The organism is Gilliamella sp. ESL1225 (genome assembly GCF_058502635.1).
Genome location: NZ_CP196358.1, coordinates 143,544 through 161,203 on the forward strand (window position 1 = coordinate 143,544; position 17,660 = coordinate 161,203).

Sequence of the window (17,660 nt, forward strand, 5' to 3'; positions counted from 1 at the left end):
TAGATTAAAAAGATGAAGGCGTGTATATTTGTATTTTTATCACTATTTACTACATTAAGAGAAAATCTATTATGGGAAAAATTATTAATACAAATGATGCACCTGCAGCAATTGGTCCTTATGTGCAAGCTGTTGATTTAGGTAATATGCTTTATGCATCTGGTCAAATTCCATTAGATCCTAAAACTGGCAACTTAATATCTAAAGACATTCAAGAACAAACTAAGCAAAGCTTAGCGAATGTTAAGGGAATTGTTGAAGCAGCAGGTTATGAAATCAACAATATTATCAAAACAACTATTTTTATTACTGATATGAATGATTTCGCAGCTGTAAATAAAATCTACGAAGAATTTTTTGTTCAACATAAAGCGTCTTTCCCAGCACGTTCATGCGTTCAAGTGTCAAAATTACCTAAAGACTCGAATGTTGAAATTGAAGTTATTGCAGCTAAATAATTGCCGCTAACTTAATGATTTAAATGCATTAATATTCTTATAACTATTAATGCATTTATTACCTAATTCCACAATCATTCTCAACACCTACCATTATCAAATATATCACCCACTCGTTTTATTATTTCTATTTTTAGTAAGGATAAGTTTCCTGTTATAATTGATTGCTACCAAACTTAGTGTAATAATTTATCGCTTATTTTATAAAGAGGATGAAACAATGGAAATGTTTGAACATGTAGAAGCTTATGCCGGTGATCCGATTTTATCACTAGTCACTGATTTTAATAATGATAAAAGACAAGATAAAGTTAATTTAAGCATTGGCTATTATTATGATGAACAAGGACAAATACCACAATTAAATACCATAAAGCAAGCGCGTGATTATCATTATAATAACCATCTAAATGCACAAGCTTATTTACCGATGAGTGGTTTACCTTCTTTTGGTCAAGCTGTACAAACCTTATTATTTGGCAAGCATCATCAAGCCTTAGTGGATGGGCGAGTTGTAAGTGTGCAAACATTAGGTGGCTCAGGTGCTTTAAAAATAGGCGCCGATTTTTTGCATCATTATTTCCCAACTTCACAAGTTTGGGTTAGTGATCCCACTTGGGAAAATCATATCTCCATATTTAACGGCGCAGGGATTAAAGTCAATAAATACCCTTATTTTGATGCAAAAAATCACTGTGTCGATTTTACCGTCATGAGAGAAACCATCAGTCAATTACCGGCTAAAAGTATTGTGTTATTGCATCCTTGTTGCCATAATCCAACCGGCGCTGATCTCACCCATGAACAATGGGATGATTTATTAACACTTATGCAAAAACATGATCTTATTCCATTTATGGACATCGCCTATTTAGGTTTTGGCGTTAATATTGAACACGATAGTTACGCTATCAAAAAAATGGCAGAAATGGGATTATGTGGTTTTGTTAGCAATTCATTTTCGAAAACTTTCTCATTGTATGGTGAGCGTGTTGGTAGTCTATCTGTATTATGTGATAATCCTGATGTAGCCAAACGCGTATTTGGTCAACTACAAGCAACAATACGTAAAAATTATTCAAGCCCTGCTGCCTATGGTGTAACGTTAGCCAATTATGTGCTTAATCATGATGAACTTAAAATTGAATGGTTTAATGAAGTTAATGCGATGCGTGATCGTATTCAGGCAATGCGCCAAGCTTTAGTCGATGCATTAAAAGAGATTGCACCACACCTTAATTTTGATTTTATTACCAAGCAAAAAGGGTTATTTAGCTATACTGGTTTTACTAAAGAGCAAGTTGCGCAATTAAAAGATAAATATGGGGTTTATTTAGTCGGAAGTGGTAGAATGTGCGTTGCAGGATTAAATAAAGATAATGTTTATCGTGTTGCGAAAGCATTTGCTGCGGTATCATAATGATTTAATAAATACTTATTGTTCCATCCTTAAAAAGTATAATTTTTTAAGGCGAATTATTACAGCCATGGATGATTTTTATTGATAAAGGATTATTCTTTTATATTTTATTGCAATTTGAGGGAGTAAAAAAATGTTTCATAAAATGTTAATATTGGTCACAACTATTTTATTAAGTATCACAATTGTAGGATGTAATACCGTTAAAGGCGTTGGTGAAGACGTTCAATCAGGCGGTAAAGCAATTAGTAATACATCTGAAGCCGTTAGCAAAAAACTATAATATATATAATCAATAAACTAGTGAGTTTAATTAGATAACAAAATAACTATTATGTTATCCTTTTAAAACATGGCATTTGGAAAGATGCTCATAAACACTCATTATTGCTAAAAAACAATTAGTATTGATAATTGAAAAAGACGTGACTTACTTATTTTTAGTGTCACGTTTTTTATTGTCGACTAAAAACGATTTTATTATCATAGTGTCTTTATCTAACATAGAAATGCGATCATTGAATTTTTAAAGGAATTAAAATGACTCTCTTATTCGATCCTTCTTGTGAAGGAAAAATTAAAAAAGCTGTGATTCCAGTTGCAGGGCTTGGAACTAGAATGTTACCTGCAACTAAAGCTATTCCAAAAGAAATGCTCCCTGTCGTTGATAAACCTCTTATTCAATATGTTGTGAAAGAATGTATTTCGGCTGGCATCACTGAGATTATTTTTGTTACTCATTCATCGAAAAATTCAATCGAAAACCATTTCGATACAAGTTTCGAACTTGAAGCCATGTTAGAAGCGCGCGTTAAACGCCAACTTTTACAAGAAGTACAAAGTATTTTGCCTAAACATGTGACCATTAGTAGCGTACGTCAAGGACTTGCAAAAGGCTTGGGCCATGCGGTACTTTGTGCCTATCCACTTATTGGTGATGCGCCCTTTGCGGTTGTATTACCCGATGTTATTATCGACGAATATCAATGCGATTTAAGCAAGGATAATTTAGCTGCAATGATAAATAATTACAGCGAAAGCCAACATAGTCAAATAATGGTAGAGCCTGTGCCAAAAGAACTGGTTTCATCTTATGGAATTGTTGATTGCCGTGGTGCTGATTTAGCTGCCGGGCATGTTGCACAAATGTATGCCGTTGTTGAAAAACCTGCTATCGAAAAAGCCCCATCTAACCAATCTATCGTTGGTCGTTATATTCTATCAGAAAAAATTTGGCCTTTATTAGCAAAAACGCCTCTAGGTGCGGGTGGAGAAATCCAATTAACCGATGCCATTGCAATGCTTATTGAACATGAAGCTGTCGATGCTTATTGTATAAAAGGTCGTAGTCATGATTGCGGTAATAAATTAGGCTACGTACAAACTTTTGTTGAATATGCTATGCATCATAAAGACTTAGGCACCGATGTAACAGCATGGCTTAAATCACTAACATTATGATGTTATTTTAATCGATAAAAAAGGTGCCAAGGGCACCTTTTTTATTTCTCTTTTTATTACTCTTTTACTAACAAGAAGGATATTAATTAAAACGCGTTTAATTAATATCCTAATAGCGATTTTAGTATCATTTATTTAAATCCCTTAAAAGATGATTTATATATTCTGGAACAACCTGACTTGCAGGCCCATAAATTTTCTGTGCAAATTGGCTTTGTTTTAAACTTGGCTCTAGATTTAACTCAATCGTTTTGGCACCATTTAAGTTAGCCATTTGTACAAACCCTGCCGCTGGGTAAACATTGCCAGATGTTCCTATTGAAATAAAATAATCTGCTTTTATTAATGCTTCTTCTATTTTATTCATATAAAGAGGAATTTCTCCAAACCATACAATATGTGGGCGAATATTTTGATTTTGTTTATAATCAACATCCTTTGTACAATCTATTATTTGTCCTGTTTTTTCATCTCGAACTTTTAATAACTCGCCATGCATGTGGATAATATTTTTAGATCCTGCCTTTTCATGCAAATTATCCACATTCTGCGTAATAACAGTAACGTGTTCAGATCCAAGCTTTTGTTCTAAATTAGCTAAGGCATAATGAGCGGCATTTGGGTTTACATTAGGATCTGACAATTTATTACGAAGCATATTATAAAATTGATGCACAGCAATAGGATCACGCTGATAACCTTCATAAGTTGCGACATCATCAACATTATGCCCTTCCCATAATCCATTTTCGGCGCGAAAGGTCGATAATCCCGATTCAGCCGAAATCCCTGCTCCCGTTAAAATAACAATGGTCGGTTTATTCATGTTTAACTCCTATATATTCACTTTTGAGCCTACCGCGTAAATTTTGGATTATTTGCAGGCTAAATAACAGAAAATAATGACTAACTGCCACAGACTCATACTTTTTATCATTTTAAATTATGCTATTATCGTATTTGTATATCAAATTCGTTATTATTCTTATATTTTTACGTGGAAAGGAATTTTTATGGCTTCATTAAAGGATGTCGCGAAATTAGCCTCGGTCTCATTAATGACCGTATCACGAGCGATCAATGAACCGAATAAACTCAATAAAGAAACTTATAAACGTGTTCAAGATGCCATTGCAAAGCTTAACTATGTACCCGATTTATCTGCTCGTAAAATTCGTGGCAACAGTAAAGGACCGTTAGCTATTGGTGTATTAGCATTAGAAACGGCAACTACTCCTTTTTCAGTAGAACTTTTGCAAGCGATCGAAAAAACAGCACAAAAACATAATTGGATAACATTTATTGTCAATTTATTCGACGACAAATCTGCTGATCAAGCGATCAACACATTATTATCTTATCGTCCAGATGGGATTATCTATACAACAATGGGGCTAAGAGCAGTCAATCTGCCAACAAAATTAATCGGTAAAAATGTTGTTTTAGCCAATTGCTTAAGCCAATCTGAACAATTAGCTAGCTATATTCCTGATGATTATCAGGGGCAATATTTTGCCATGCAGCAAGTCATCCAAAAAGGCTATCAAAAACCATTATGTATTTATTTAGCGACGGATACAATAGCAGGTAAATTAAGACGTAAAGCCGCTGAGCAAGCATGGAAAGATGCCGGTTATTCTATCGATGATCTGTTAAGCTATCATATAAAATCAGCTCAACAAGGAAGTGAAAAAGAATATATGATAACTGTCGATATTCTTGATAAACATTGCCGTGGTAAACCTGATTTTGATGTGCTTGTTTGTGGTAATGATAGGATTGCTTTTGTTGCTTATCAATATCTATTAAGTAAAGGATTGCGCATTCCACAAGATGTGGCAGTGCTCGGATATGATAATATGGTTGGCACAGGTAGTTTGTTTTATCCCCCTTTGACAACTGTCGAATTACCACATTATCAAATTGGTGAGCAAGCCGCATTACATATTATCAATGGTCTAAAACATAAAAAAGTGACCTATGTCAAATCCGATTATTTACCCCGACAATCATTATAAAGCCATTCTATTAATCTTTTTTAGTGATTTATCTTCATTTTCTTATTTATCGGATTATGTAAAAGCAATAAAAAATGACTTTCAATAAAGGCTAATTACAATAATTAGCCTTTATTTTTAACATTCAATGCTATTCATAAATCGATTTTAATTGCCAGCTTTCAAGTTTATCAATTTTTGCTGTGCCATTTTCAGCAAATAGATTTACTTTGCGCTCGGCAGGTAATTGTGGATAAATACGACTCGAAAAACTATATAAATCATCATTCACAAAAACTTCAACCGATGAAGCATCAACAAAAATACGTAATTTTAATTTATCGGTGTTAGGTAATGGTGCGCTGCGATATCCTTTTAAATCTAATCCTGACAAACTGCGATCTAAGACAACACGATTAGATTGTAAATCTACATATACAAGAGTTGCTTGTTTGCCATCTTTGGTTGCCGCTAATTGCAGCCCAAAACGTTCTGCATTACTTTGCTTTAAATCAAATTCAATATTAATTTCACAAGTGACAGAATCAATATCCGTATTTTTAATTTCATTCGTTAAACTGATATTCGTTAAAACACTAGCGTTTGTACGTAGCGCTTCTAACTCACGAACTGGACGATTTCGAACATTATTATCTTTATCCAAAACAAGTTCACGCGGAATCGTAAATGCTCCCATCCATTTATCTTTTTTACTTGGCATAGCCGATTCCCACATATCCATCCAGGCGAAAATTAAACGTCTTTTATCTGGGGCTAAAAATGATTGAGGTGCATAAAAATCATGTCCTAAATCCATTTCTTGGAAAGGTTTAATCGCTTTGAACTCTTTACCAGGTTGCCAATCACCAACAATATAACCTGATTGGAAACGACTACGATATTGGTATCCCTTAGCCTGCATACCTTGTGGCGAGAACATCAATACCCATTTATCGCCAAGTGGAAAGAAATCAGGACATTCAAGCATATAGACGTCAGGATCGATATCACTAATAACAATATGATCAAAATCCCAATGTTTTAAATCATCTGAACGATAAAGAAGAATTTGCCCAACATCCTCTTTGGTACGTTGACCAACAACCATCCACCATTTACCCGCTTGTTGCCATACTTTAGGATCACGAAAATGCATAATCCCATCAGCAGGTTCAAGAATAGTGCCATATTTTTCAAAATGAATACCATCTTTGCTGGTTGCTAAACACTGAGTTTGACGAATAATTTCATTTTCACCCGTGCCGCTAACGACAATATGCCCCGTATAAATTAAACAAAGCTCACCATTATATTCAACTGCCGAGCCCGAAAAACATCCCGTTCTATCAAAATCATGATCAGGTGCTATCGCAATAGGTAATCTACGCCATGTGACTAAATCATCACTCACTAAATGCCCCCAATGCATGGGTCCCCAATTTTCATCATAAGGATGATGTTGATAAAAAGCGTGATATTGCCCTTTAAAATAAATAAGACCATTAGGATCGTTCATCCAACCTGATGTTGGGGCAAGATGAAAATGGGGATAATATTGTTTGTTCATCACTTTTTCTAATGCTTGAACAGATTGATTTGCTTTATCAATTGCGTGTGACATATTCACCTCTTTAGATTTTATTTTTAGAATCAATAACAACAAGGACACAAAATAGTTTTTCTAACATCATTTAAAGACATGACGATTATTTTATTCAATTAATATCGTTTTAAATTTATTTTTTAAATTTATTGCTTTAAATTAATCACGATTATGTTAACTTAATTTAAGTTGTTAACGTTAACTCTTAATACAATCAATCATTAAATTTGTGATAATAGTCACAGATTTCTATGAATAACAATGTAATTTTTTAAAAATAATTTAGTCTATATATCTTTAGCTACTTTTCCTAAACGAGTAATACTATGAATAAAAATAAAGTTTGGTCTCTTGGCGATGCAGTTGTTGATTTATTACCTTTAGGTGATATGAATTATCAAGCTTGTGCTGGCGGTGCGCCGGCAAATGTGGCAATAGGTATCGCTAAATTAGGGCTACCCTCCGCCTTTATTGGGCGCGTTGGTGATGATCCCTTCGGTCATTTTATGGAAGAAACGTTTTTATCCTATCATGTCGATTGCCAAAGTCTTGAAAAAGATAAGAAAAATAAAACCAGCACTGTAGTTGTAGATCTGGATAAAAATGGTGAACGCAGTTTTACATTTTTAGTTTCACCTTCTGCCGATCAGTTTTTATCTGAAAAATCTATTCCTGAATTTAATCAAGGAGATATCTTACATTTTTGTTCGTTAGCATTAGTTGGCAAAACGTGTCGAAGCACATTAAAAAACGCTATTGATCAATTAAAAAACAAGCAAGGCTCTATCAGTTTTGATATTAATCTACGTGAACAAATGTGGGCAGATAAAAACGAAATGCGTAAAATTATTATGCAATTTTGTTTAGATGCCGACATCTTAAAACTGTCCGATGACGAATTATTTTGGTTAACTGAAAGTGATGATTGGCAAATTGCTCTAGATAAACTAAAACACAATTACCCAGCAAACTTAAAATTAGTCACCAAAGGTGGCGAAGGTAGTATTGTGCTTTGGCAAGACAAAATATACTTTTTTGATGCTTATAAGGTTAAAAGTGTCGATACGACAGGAGCTGGCGATGCTTTTGTAGCAGGATTATTAAGTAGTATTGCGTCAGCAGGTATTCCCGACGATAAATTAATGTTAGAAAGCATAATGACCGTTGCTAGTGCTTGTGGTGCACTTGCGACAACCAAAAAAGGGGCATTAACCGCATTACCTGATAATGCGTATTTGAATGATTTTATTAGTCAAAATCCTGAATTAACAGCTAAATTGATGAGTTAATTTTGGAATAATTGAGATCGAAAAATACATCAAGAATGGTTTTTTTATTTATTCGATAATGCAATATTAAAGAGTTATCATGTTGCTAATGCGCTAACTTCTTCTTAAAGTGACGGATCTATTGTCACTTTAAGAATCATTCATAAATACATCGCCATATCACTATAATTTACAAATCGGTTTACTAATTTTCATATCTGAAACCGCTTTGTTCATTTGCGTAATCATTTCATCTTGATTATTAGCAACAAATACTTTTCCACCTGTTAAATTTGCCACACAATCAATACGATGTTCACCCGCGATATCAACAATATTAATTTTTAATCGAGGTTTTCTAGCTGCAATATTCGCGGTAATAGTACAAATATTATCACGTGAACAACTGTCTTCACCATCGCTAATAATCAACATATAGTCATCACGTTTAACACCGTCAAGCATATTACTGGCCGTTTGAATACCACTGATAAGTGGTGTTCCACCCATTTTATGAGGAACTAAATCCTTAATTTTATTTTTTAGTGTTGTACGTTCATTAAAAGAGTGAAACCTTGTCGATTGGGCACTTGGGCAGTTATCTAATGTAACTAAAGCAATATCAATATTAGCCTGAATTTTATCAATATTGTCTTTTGCGGTTTTTTTGCTGGTCGATAAACGATTAGGTAAACGCGTCATACGTTCCTCATAAATCTCAAAATCTTTCTGTGTTGGAAAAATGGGCCGATTGTAGTAATAATCGTGAGTAGATGCAGGCGATTCAAGTAATGATAATAACATTGATGGAGAATTATCAAAGACGATCACCATTTTTGAAGCTTTTTGATTATTAACAATTTCGGTTTGTAAAATACAATTAGGATCTTTTTTAACTTGTTTTACGGGTATAACAGGTTTAGGAACAACAGGCGGAGCAATATTTTCCGATGCGGGCTGAACAGGTAAAACAGGTTTAATCACGTCTTCTTTTATCGGCTCAACTATAGGGGCAGTTGGGAGTGGTGTTGTGATGGGTGAAGCAACGGGTAAAGGCTCTATTTTAGGTAATTCATTACGCCAAAAATACCAATAAGCCAACAGGGCAATCAACACTAACAATCCTAATAATAACGGTAACCAAAACCACCATCGCCATTTTTTAACGACAGGCGACGGCATTACAACAGGATCAGGTAATACGGGCGGTAAAAAAGTGTTAACAATCACGGGTTCATTATTAATGACATAAATCTGGTTAGCGATACTTTTTAAACGTGGTAACCATGATAATACCAGTTCATTGTTTGCTAATGATTTGTTTTTAATACTTGCTTCGATATCACATAATCGATCAGTTAATGTTTGTTCAATTTGTTTTTTCTGAGCTGAATTTTGTAATGACGAAAGTAACTCAGGTTGACCTTCAAGCTCACTATACCATGCAAGGTAAGTACCATTATCAAGCAACTTTGGTAATGCAAAAATAGAAAATTCTCTTGTTGTAAAATGCGGTTTAAGAAGAGAAAGTAACATCAAATATTCAGAAAATAATCTTTGTTTCTCTGTATTTGTCGCATCAAATGATTGTCGGACTATACGCTGCATGTTTATTCCTTAAATCTAACACGTCATTTAACTTTTGTTAGGATTAAGATTCAAATGACGTGCTTGAATAAATTACCATCAAATAACGACATGAATGATAATTTATTCACTTTTTATTATAAATTTAACGCTTTTTGCAAATGTTGCAATTTGTTATTCAAATTATCCAACTCAACTTGTTTTTCAGCTTCTGATTTACCCGTTTGGTTTAAATTATTCAATTGGTTGTTTATGTCATTTAATTGATTTTGCAAATCAGCTCTATCTTTAGTCTTACTTTTAAGTTCGCTTGTAAGCTTACTTAATTCTTTGCTAATTTTTTGTTGTTGCGCTTGCTTTTGTTTGATGGACAATGAAGTATCATTTTTTTGCTTCTCAATAATTGCTTGAATTTCTTTAAATTTTTGATTCGTTTCAACTTCATTATCTAACAAAATTTTTTTCTGATCGACACGTGTTTGATAATTGCCCGAAAACTGACAACTCATTTTATCAAAAATACCAATATCAGCATTGGCAGGATCGCACTGTTCAAGTGTGGTTGAACAAGCGGTTAGAAATAAAGCGGGAATAAATAAAACAAATGCATATTTTTTCATAATTAACTTACCTTTACAGATGAACGTACTTGACTAACTATATCTATTTGTCGTTCTAAAGCGGAAATTTGTTTATTTAATTGCGCTATTTGAACGTCTAATTTTGCAACATTATTTCCGGATTGCTTTTCTTCACTAGCAATACTTTGCCAGTCATCTCCAGTTTGATTAATACGAACAAGTTTATCTTTAAGATAGGCTAAATTAGCATCAATTTGCACTAATTCTTTTTTCACTTGCGCTTCTTCGATAGTTTTATTTTTAATTTGTGTATTAAGGTTATTTAGCGTAACTAGGTTTTTTTCAAGCACTTGTTTTGAAACATCCGTAATGGCTTTGACTTCCATGGTATTTTTTTGTATATCTTGAATATAGGCATTTAATCTTTGCTCATTATTAGCATATTCTGCTCGTTTAGCATCTAAATAATAATTTGCCCCCATTGCCAAACCACAGCCCACTGACGCAGAAATTAAACATTCTTTTGTATTACCATCTAACAATATACATCCAAGCCCAGCAAGACCTGCACCAATTGCACAAGATTGCCAGCTCGATTTACTAAAAAATTGGGCTGTATTACTTTTTGTTAAAGCCGGATCGACATTACGTGTACTTATGCCAGACTGACAACCAGACAAAACGAATAGACAACAAAATAAAACAACCATAAATTTTTTGTTCATTTCTTATTTTCCCTTAATGTTTTTGCATGATTTTAACCAATTATTACGTTCAATTTTGCCTGATTTTATATATTGATTAATGTGTGATAAATAAAGATCTAAATAAAGATGCATATTCGCCTTACCATTATTTTCTAATTTAAATTTAGTCGGGTTCGCTTGTTCATCAATGATATTTTCTTCGTAATTGGTTGCTGTATTAACCACCATATCAGAATAATATTTTAGAATAAAATCACGTGCATTTTGCGATTCCTTCCGATTGTTATCGAGATTATTTAATTTAGTCGTTGAACACATATTACTGGCATCTAGCTTATCTGCCTCGTTTAAATCGCAGATATTGGTTATCATTTGCTGATAAAGATTCTCATCATATAAGAATTTATCATCTAAATCTGATACATTAGCGCATAAAAAAGCGCCTAACTGTAATGCGGATTGTAATGAACGATTACGCTGTTCATCTCGCGCTTGATTAGCACTGCGCAACAAATTATTTAGTTGTTTTAATTCTTGTTTAGTTTTTTCATCATCAACATGACGCGTGATTTCCTCTAATTCATTAACAACATTATTGCCAAAATCCGGATTCTCATTACCTAACTTATCCCATTCCTTACTCAATTCTTGTATTGTATCGTTGCTATTAATCACTTCGCGCGTATAAATAACTCGAAAACCGGTATCTTTACTGGTTAATACGGAATTTTCAGTATAATAAGGTTTTTCAATTCGGTATGAACTCGTTATTGATGCCTCAGGTGTTAAATAACTGCCACCTCTTACTGTCATAGCACCTTGCTGTCCATGATATCTATCCAGTTTGTTCATTTGAAACGAATCAAACATCATCTCGTTAACATTACCGAGCATATCGTAGAGATCAAGTGGATTGGGTGAGAGCCGACCGATTAATTGTAATTTACCATTTGATGATTTATTACCAGAAAACCAAGCATAATTTTCTAAGCGATTATTATCCATCGGAAAACGAACCGCTCGAAATTCCGATTCGCTCACTTTTACCCCCCCACGAGCCGCATATTCCCATTCGGTATTGGTTGGTAATCTAATATAACCTTTCGGCACATCTCGCATAATTTTTTGTTTTTGTTGCGTTAACAACCAGCGGCTATATTTTTCGGTGAATCGAATAGCATCAAACCAACTGATTTCCGTTACAGGGAAAAGAAGTGTTGTTTGCGGGGTTGGACAAGTATCATTCATTACAGATTGATATTGCAGCTGAGTTAATTCGTACTTCGCCATCATAAAATAACGTTCTTTACCTTGATTGGCAAAACTACCAGCTATATAAGTTGGTGTTGCATATTCGGCAAAACCTAATTCTTTTTGATTGCTACCTAATATAATTTTACTGTCTTCTAGCGGTTCACGAGCCGGCGTAAAAATTTTTTTCATGACCATAAAACCGTTACATGGCATCGGTAAAATCACGTCATCCTTTGCTGGTTTCGGATTATAAAATTTACTATCCCAGTCAGCTGCATAACTAAGAGCAGGAAACAGTAAACTGCAAACTAAACTACCTAATATTAATTGTTTCATGCTAAATTTCTCGTAGACTTTCAGCTGGTTGAATTTTGATTGCATAGCGACCACCCATTGCAACAATAGTTGCTGAAATAAATAAGGTCATTAAAAAAGCAATAAAAAGATGATTTAACGGTAAGGCACTGACAACGGGTTGCGAAGCTAAATAACTGCCAAATAAAGCATTAAATGCAAAATCACCACATAAAAAAAGTAAATACGCACCCAAAAAGGCAAAGCAACTAAGCCATAACGATTGACATAATAAATAATATAAAACACTTTTTTGCGTAAGGCCTAATAAACGTAATAAGGCAATATCTTTACGCTTACGTTCAATATTTGATAAAAATGCACCGATCAGTGACAAAATACACCCTAAAATAGCCGTAATGGCAATAATCGCAAATATCATTGTTAATACATAATTAATCGCCTGCATATTTTCAATAGCATTAACTTGCGTGCGTGTTTCGATATTTTTTTGCCGTAATTTAAACGCCAAAGGTGCCACTTGTTCAAGTGATTTAGCGTATAAACGTGCCCTTGCAAAGGTACTATGCTGCTTAGCATTAAATTCCCCTAGCTGGGGTAAAAAATAACTATTTTGCAAACCATCGTAAAAATCTTCCATTGCCATTAATAAATCAAGATTAACAAAAGCACCTGCACGGCTATAATAACTTTCAGAAACAATACCAATAATATGGAGCTTTGTTTGTCCCTTCTCAATTTTTCCATCTCGCTGCCGTGTTAGCAACATTTTGACAGTATCACCGACGTTAACTTGCATTTTTTCAGCCGCTAATGCCGTTAAATAAATATCATTACTTTGCGTGATGAGCGGTAAAGATTGCGTTAATGGATCTTGCTTAGCTGTTGGTAATACATCAACATTATTAACAAAATGGGTATTATCTTTCATCAAATCCGCTTGAGTATTTAAAGAGCGCGTTAACGGGATCACAAACTCGACTTCGTCTTGCGCTTTTAACCAATCAAACATCTCTGTATTAAATTGCAAATTACCGACAATTTTAACTTCTAGATTTTGTGGATCACTCACCAGTTTTTCACGTAATTCAGAAATTACGCCATATTTAAGACTAAATAATAATAATAATGGGGTAATGACCGAAATTATCGAAGCAATAATACAAAATGAGACTTTTTTGTCATACCATAAATCAGCAAAAGATAATCTTATGATTAACCTTATTTTTTTTATTAAATTAACCATGTAATTCCCTTTGCATATCGGGCAAAAATTCACATTCATGTCGAGAAAGCAGATTTGCCCGATAAGTTAATAAATCCTTACTTGCTATCCTTTCGATATCATGCGTTACAATTATCGCGGCAATATTATCTTCTTGCGCTTGTTCAATAATTAAATCAAATAAAACATTCGCATGATAGGGATCTAATGCTGATGTTGGTTCGTCTGCCAATAATAAAGCCGGTTTATGCATAATGGCACGAATGAAAGCAACTCGTTGCCTTTCGCCAATAGATAATTGTTTTGGAAAATGATTAAGCAAATGAGTAATATTTAATTTTTCAGCTAAATAAGTTAAACGATATATATCCGCTTTTTTCTGCAATAATTCGCATGGCAATAATAGATTTTGTTTTACCGTTAAAAAAGGCAATAATCCGCCTGTTTGTAACATAAAGCCTAAATAACACGAGCGAATATAAGCTAATTTATTTTGCTGATTCTGTTTAATTAAATCAGCAATATTAAATTGCTCATCATTAGCTGACAGCAAAAAAGTGTCAATCTGATTGGGCTTTAATATCATCCCTATCATTTCAAGCAACGTGCTTTTACCGCAACCACTATTGCCTTGAACAACAACAACCTCACCGGCAGATAAAGACATCGCGGGTAATCTTATACAATAAGAGGCGTTACCTTTTCCTCGACATAACGAAAGTTGTTTTAGTGATAGCATTTATTTTGTTCTGATTAAGGTAACATCTCTAACGGTATAGGGTATACATTGTCGCGTAAATCACTATTATCAGCAAGCGGGATCCAGCGATCGACATCAGCATTACAGGTTTGATAGTAACGAATTTTACTATGCAGATTCATAATAAATTTTTCTTGCTCAAGTCCTGTCATACTTTTCCAAACTTGCTCATCTAAACTGGCAATATCACTTTTATAGGGAATATCAGCAAGATATTCACCTAAAAGTCCCATATCAGCAATTTTAGTCACTGAGCCGGATTTCAATTTATTCGGATCTTGCCCCATAGCGGCAGCAACTGATCGTAACTGAGCAAACATATCATCAGGTGAAATTAATCCATCGGTTGCTGCATTTGCAATCTTTGTCACAACATCACTTAAATCACTTAATTGTGATTTAGTAAGGAGTATCCGCGGCTCGGCGGTGCTAACTGTTGGCTTAATTAAATCTTTATCGGCGATCCAACCTTTTAAAACGGTCGGGGCTTTAGTACCTTTAACCTCACCTAAATAAGCAAGCTGCATGGCTTTACCTAACAGTTTAGTATCACTTAATAAATCATCATCTTTAGAATTTACAGCACTACCAATTGCCTCATCGCCCTGATAAGCTAATTTAACTTGCTCCGCTAATGCAATAGCCAACAAATCCACTTTTTTACCAAATTCATTGATATCACCAGCATTAACAGGATAATAAAGCGATTTATGGATAAAATCGTTATAAGTAAGATCGGAATATTGCGCCGCAGCCTTAGCATGATCTTGCTTGCCACTTGATGTTTTAAGGTGGAGTGCATAAATTGCAACCCCTTTATGCTGCGCTTCAAGACGAAGTTGCGAAGAATCTAACCCAGTGCTTGATAATTTGTCATTGCCAGTTATCGCACTAGCATCAGTAATTAAAATAATATAACGGGCGCCAAAATTTTGCCAGTTAATGTCCGTTAGTGCTTGCGCAATGCCAGCATAAGCATCTTCCGAAAAATAAGCCGTCGATACATTAGCTTGTTTTAGACTTGACGCTTTATTAATAAAATCATCTTTATCTACAACATTATTTGGATCCACAAAAATTTTACTCACAAATTCTAATTGTTTTGAGGCTTGTAAACTGGAACGAAACGACACCAAACCAAATTTGACTTGATCGACTAAATGCTCCTTTTCAATTTGCTTATGAACGCGAACCAACGCATCACGAGTCCGGTTAATATAAGGATCCATCGAAATCGTTGAATCAATTACAAATACAATGCCCGCTTTAAAAGGAACCACATGTTGCAAAGAATCTGAACTTGCCGCAGTATTGGTATGATTTTGTTGATTGCTTGTTACTGATGGTTGTTTACTTAATGAGGCAACTTCTAAAATTCGTTCATAATACCCCTGAGCATTCATCACTTCTTCGCCTTGAATAATCGGCAGTAAATAAAAATTCGTTTTGAAATCTATATAAGTATCGGGTTCTTTCGTTATCACATGGCTAACCACTTTATTAGCATTCAAATCCGCACGTATAGGTTTTACTAATTTTGCAGGATCATCTGAATTAATAATACGTGTCAGTGAATCTTTATCTTTAAAAAATAATAGCGGATCACGATCGACTGGATTAGTAAAAACAAGTGTCATCTGCGTATTCCATGCTATTGCACATTGACTACTAATCCATCCCACGGTTTTACCAAATGAATCAGGACCGACATTTAACCATTCTTGATTGTTATCTTGCTTACGATCATAAACATAATAACGGCTAAACGCAGGAATAAAATCGCCCTTTACCGAGTTAAGCTGGGGCTTTAATTCACAGGTTGGCGTACTTAATACACGTTGATATAACGTTGTTTTACCGGCTTGTTTTAAAGGTTCGGCGGCAAAACTCAATGTCGATAAACTGGCTAAACCTACCGTAATTAGCATTGATTGGATGCCTAAAAACGCTGTTTTTTTCATCATAATTCCCCGTATTTAATTTGCTAATTCTTTAATTCTTCAAGTCGTTTTTTAGCAACTTGATTATTATTATCAAGATTTAGCACGGTTTCATACCAATAGGTTGCGGTTTCCTTATCGACGCTAAAGCAGGCATTGGATTGATAAAATTTATCATCATATTCTTTGGCATAATTTAGGGCAATAACGGCATTTTGCTGAGCTTGATTTGCATAAACGCGTTGAGCAATATTGCATTTTTTAGCGGCTTTTGCTTGTTGTACAAGTTGTAATATTTCTTGATTAGTCGGTTTAGATCGCAAACAATCACGCATAAACGCTAATTCGTCTTCGCCGACATTATCTAAACTGCAAAGATTAATCCCAGAAGTCACACCTGTCGAATTAACAATCGTCGAGCTAACAACGGCTGAATCGGTCATCTTATCGTTATCTTTCAGCAAAAAATACGCCATAATAACGGCAATCACCAATAAAATAGCAAGAATTAGCGCAATAATACCGATTCTTTTTTTGGTATTATTAGGTGGCGGCATTATCGCTGTGTCTAAATCGATTTCCTCTGATTGTATATCTGATTCTGGTGGTTTATTTTCTTCAACTAATTCAACAACAACGGTCTCTAACTCGTCTGGCTGTTCAACTGTGTTAAGTGATTGCGCTAAAGGAGTCTCTTCGACAATTTGATTTTCTGGCGGTTGTTTATTTAATGCCTCGGTTGATAGAACAGAGTCGGCAATATTAATCACACCTTCATCGACATAATCCGTATTTTCGTTATCACGAATGTGCATTAAAAAACGGACTTGGCTTTCTTGTGTAACTAGCTCATCGACTATCGCTTGCTCAAAAATTCCTATTAATTGGCTATGATTAAGCTCTAGGCTACTCAACAAATGCCAACTTTTTTCAGGAAGCCACAAAAAACGATTCGATAAGTAATATCCATCTTGATTACGCTGAATCAAAATCGATACTTGTGCACTTCCCTGCCATTTTTGCACAATCAAATGGGTTATACCGGGTTTCTCACTGATTAATTCAATTCGTAATGTCATGGTTG

The 17,660-nt window shown here is 34.5% G+C and carries 16 protein-coding genes; 6 read left to right on the forward strand and 10 right to left on the reverse strand.

Annotated elements, in window-relative coordinates; translation table 11 throughout:
* Window positions 1-71: 71 nt before the first annotated feature.
* From ACSYSW_RS00620 to galU, 4 genes are all read left to right on the forward strand, one after another.
* The gene (locus ACSYSW_RS00620) at window positions 72-458 is read left to right on the forward strand and encodes a RidA family protein (protein ID WP_491705185.1); all 387 of its coding nucleotides are present in this window, start codon (window positions 72-74) and stop codon (window positions 456-458) included.
* A 226-nt stretch (window positions 459-684) separates the two neighbouring features.
* Window positions 685-1,878, forward strand: a complete 1,194-nt coding sequence (locus ACSYSW_RS00625; RefSeq protein ID WP_491706132.1) for an amino acid aminotransferase — start codon at window positions 685-687, stop codon at window positions 1,876-1,878.
* Window positions 1,879-2,011: 133 nt separating this feature from the next.
* The gene (locus ACSYSW_RS00630; RefSeq protein WP_491705184.1) at window positions 2,012-2,161 is read left to right on the forward strand and encodes an entericidin A/B family lipoprotein; all 150 of its coding nucleotides are present in this window, start codon (window positions 2,012-2,014) and stop codon (window positions 2,159-2,161) included.
* A 257-nt stretch (window positions 2,162-2,418) separates the two neighbouring features.
* On the forward strand, window positions 2,419-3,339 hold the full coding sequence (galU, locus tag ACSYSW_RS00635; protein ID WP_491705183.1) for a UTP--glucose-1-phosphate uridylyltransferase GalU: 921 nt from the start codon (window positions 2,419-2,421) through the stop codon (window positions 3,337-3,339).
* Window positions 3,340-3,466: 127 nt separating this feature from the next.
* Here galU and cobB read toward each other — a convergent pair whose 3' ends face one another.
* Entirely contained in the window at window positions 3,467-4,165 is a 699-nt protein-coding gene (cobB, locus tag ACSYSW_RS00640) for a Sir2 family NAD+-dependent deacetylase (RefSeq protein ID WP_491705182.1), read from the reverse strand.
* Window positions 4,166-4,352: 187 nt separating this feature from the next.
* Between cobB and ACSYSW_RS00645 the strand changes: the two genes are divergently transcribed.
* Window positions 4,353-5,357 carry a LacI family DNA-binding transcriptional regulator gene (locus tag ACSYSW_RS00645; protein WP_491705181.1) on the forward strand — a complete coding sequence of 335 codons (1,005 nt, stop codon included), beginning with the start codon at window positions 4,353-4,355 and terminating at the stop codon, window positions 5,355-5,357.
* A 130-nt stretch (window positions 5,358-5,487) separates the two neighbouring features.
* On the opposite strand, the gene ACSYSW_RS00650 is transcribed toward ACSYSW_RS00645, so the two are convergent.
* Entirely contained in the window at window positions 5,488-6,957 is a 1,470-nt protein-coding gene (locus ACSYSW_RS00650; RefSeq protein ID WP_491705180.1) for a glycoside hydrolase family 32 protein, read from the reverse strand.
* A 308-nt stretch (window positions 6,958-7,265) separates the two neighbouring features.
* Between ACSYSW_RS00650 and ACSYSW_RS00655 the strand changes: the two genes are divergently transcribed.
* Window positions 7,266-8,228 carry a PfkB family carbohydrate kinase gene (locus ACSYSW_RS00655; RefSeq protein ID WP_491705179.1) on the forward strand — a complete coding sequence of 321 codons (963 nt, stop codon included), beginning with the start codon at window positions 7,266-7,268 and terminating at the stop codon, window positions 8,226-8,228.
* 162 nt (window positions 8,229-8,390) lie between these two features.
* On the opposite strand, the gene ACSYSW_RS00660 is transcribed toward ACSYSW_RS00655, so the two are convergent.
* The 8 genes from ACSYSW_RS00660 to ACSYSW_RS00695 all read right to left on the reverse strand — a co-directional run bounded on the left by ACSYSW_RS00660 (window position 8,391) and on the right by ACSYSW_RS00695 (window position 17,655).
* Window positions 8,391-9,815 carry a vWA domain-containing protein gene (locus tag ACSYSW_RS00660; protein WP_491705178.1) on the reverse strand — a complete coding sequence of 475 codons (1,425 nt, stop codon included), beginning with the start codon at window positions 9,813-9,815 and terminating at the stop codon, window positions 8,391-8,393.
* 116 nt (window positions 9,816-9,931) lie between these two features.
* On the reverse strand, window positions 9,932-10,414 hold the full coding sequence (locus ACSYSW_RS00665) for a hypothetical protein (protein WP_491705177.1): 483 nt from the start codon (window positions 10,412-10,414) through the stop codon (window positions 9,932-9,934).
* Between the two features lie 2 nt (window positions 10,415-10,416).
* Window positions 10,417-11,100, reverse strand: coding sequence for a hypothetical protein (locus tag ACSYSW_RS00670; protein WP_491705176.1), 684 nt, complete (start codon window positions 11,098-11,100; stop codon window positions 10,417-10,419).
* Window positions 11,101-11,103: 3 nt separating this feature from the next.
* Window positions 11,104-12,672 (reverse strand): SUMF1/EgtB/PvdO family nonheme iron enzyme, encoded by a 1,569-nt coding sequence (locus ACSYSW_RS00675; RefSeq protein ID WP_491705175.1) that lies wholly within the window; start codon window positions 12,670-12,672, stop codon window positions 11,104-11,106.
* Between the two features lies 1 nt (window position 12,673).
* Window positions 12,674-13,897, reverse strand: a complete 1,224-nt coding sequence (locus ACSYSW_RS00680; protein ID WP_491705174.1) for an ABC transporter permease — start codon at window positions 13,895-13,897, stop codon at window positions 12,674-12,676.
* A complete protein-coding gene (locus ACSYSW_RS00685) occupies window positions 13,890-14,615 on the reverse strand; it encodes an ABC transporter ATP-binding protein (RefSeq protein ID WP_491705173.1) in 726 nt (241 codons plus the stop codon). The genes ACSYSW_RS00680 and ACSYSW_RS00685 overlap by 8 nt, the downstream gene beginning before the upstream one ends.
* A 14-nt stretch (window positions 14,616-14,629) precedes the next feature.
* On the reverse strand, window positions 14,630-16,600 hold the full coding sequence (locus ACSYSW_RS00690) for a vWA domain-containing protein (protein WP_491705172.1): 1,971 nt from the start codon (window positions 16,598-16,600) through the stop codon (window positions 14,630-14,632).
* Between the two features lie 20 nt (window positions 16,601-16,620).
* Window positions 16,621-17,655, reverse strand: coding sequence for a hypothetical protein (locus ACSYSW_RS00695; RefSeq protein WP_491705171.1), 1,035 nt, complete (start codon window positions 17,653-17,655; stop codon window positions 16,621-16,623).
* Window positions 17,656-17,660: the final 5 nt, after the last annotated feature.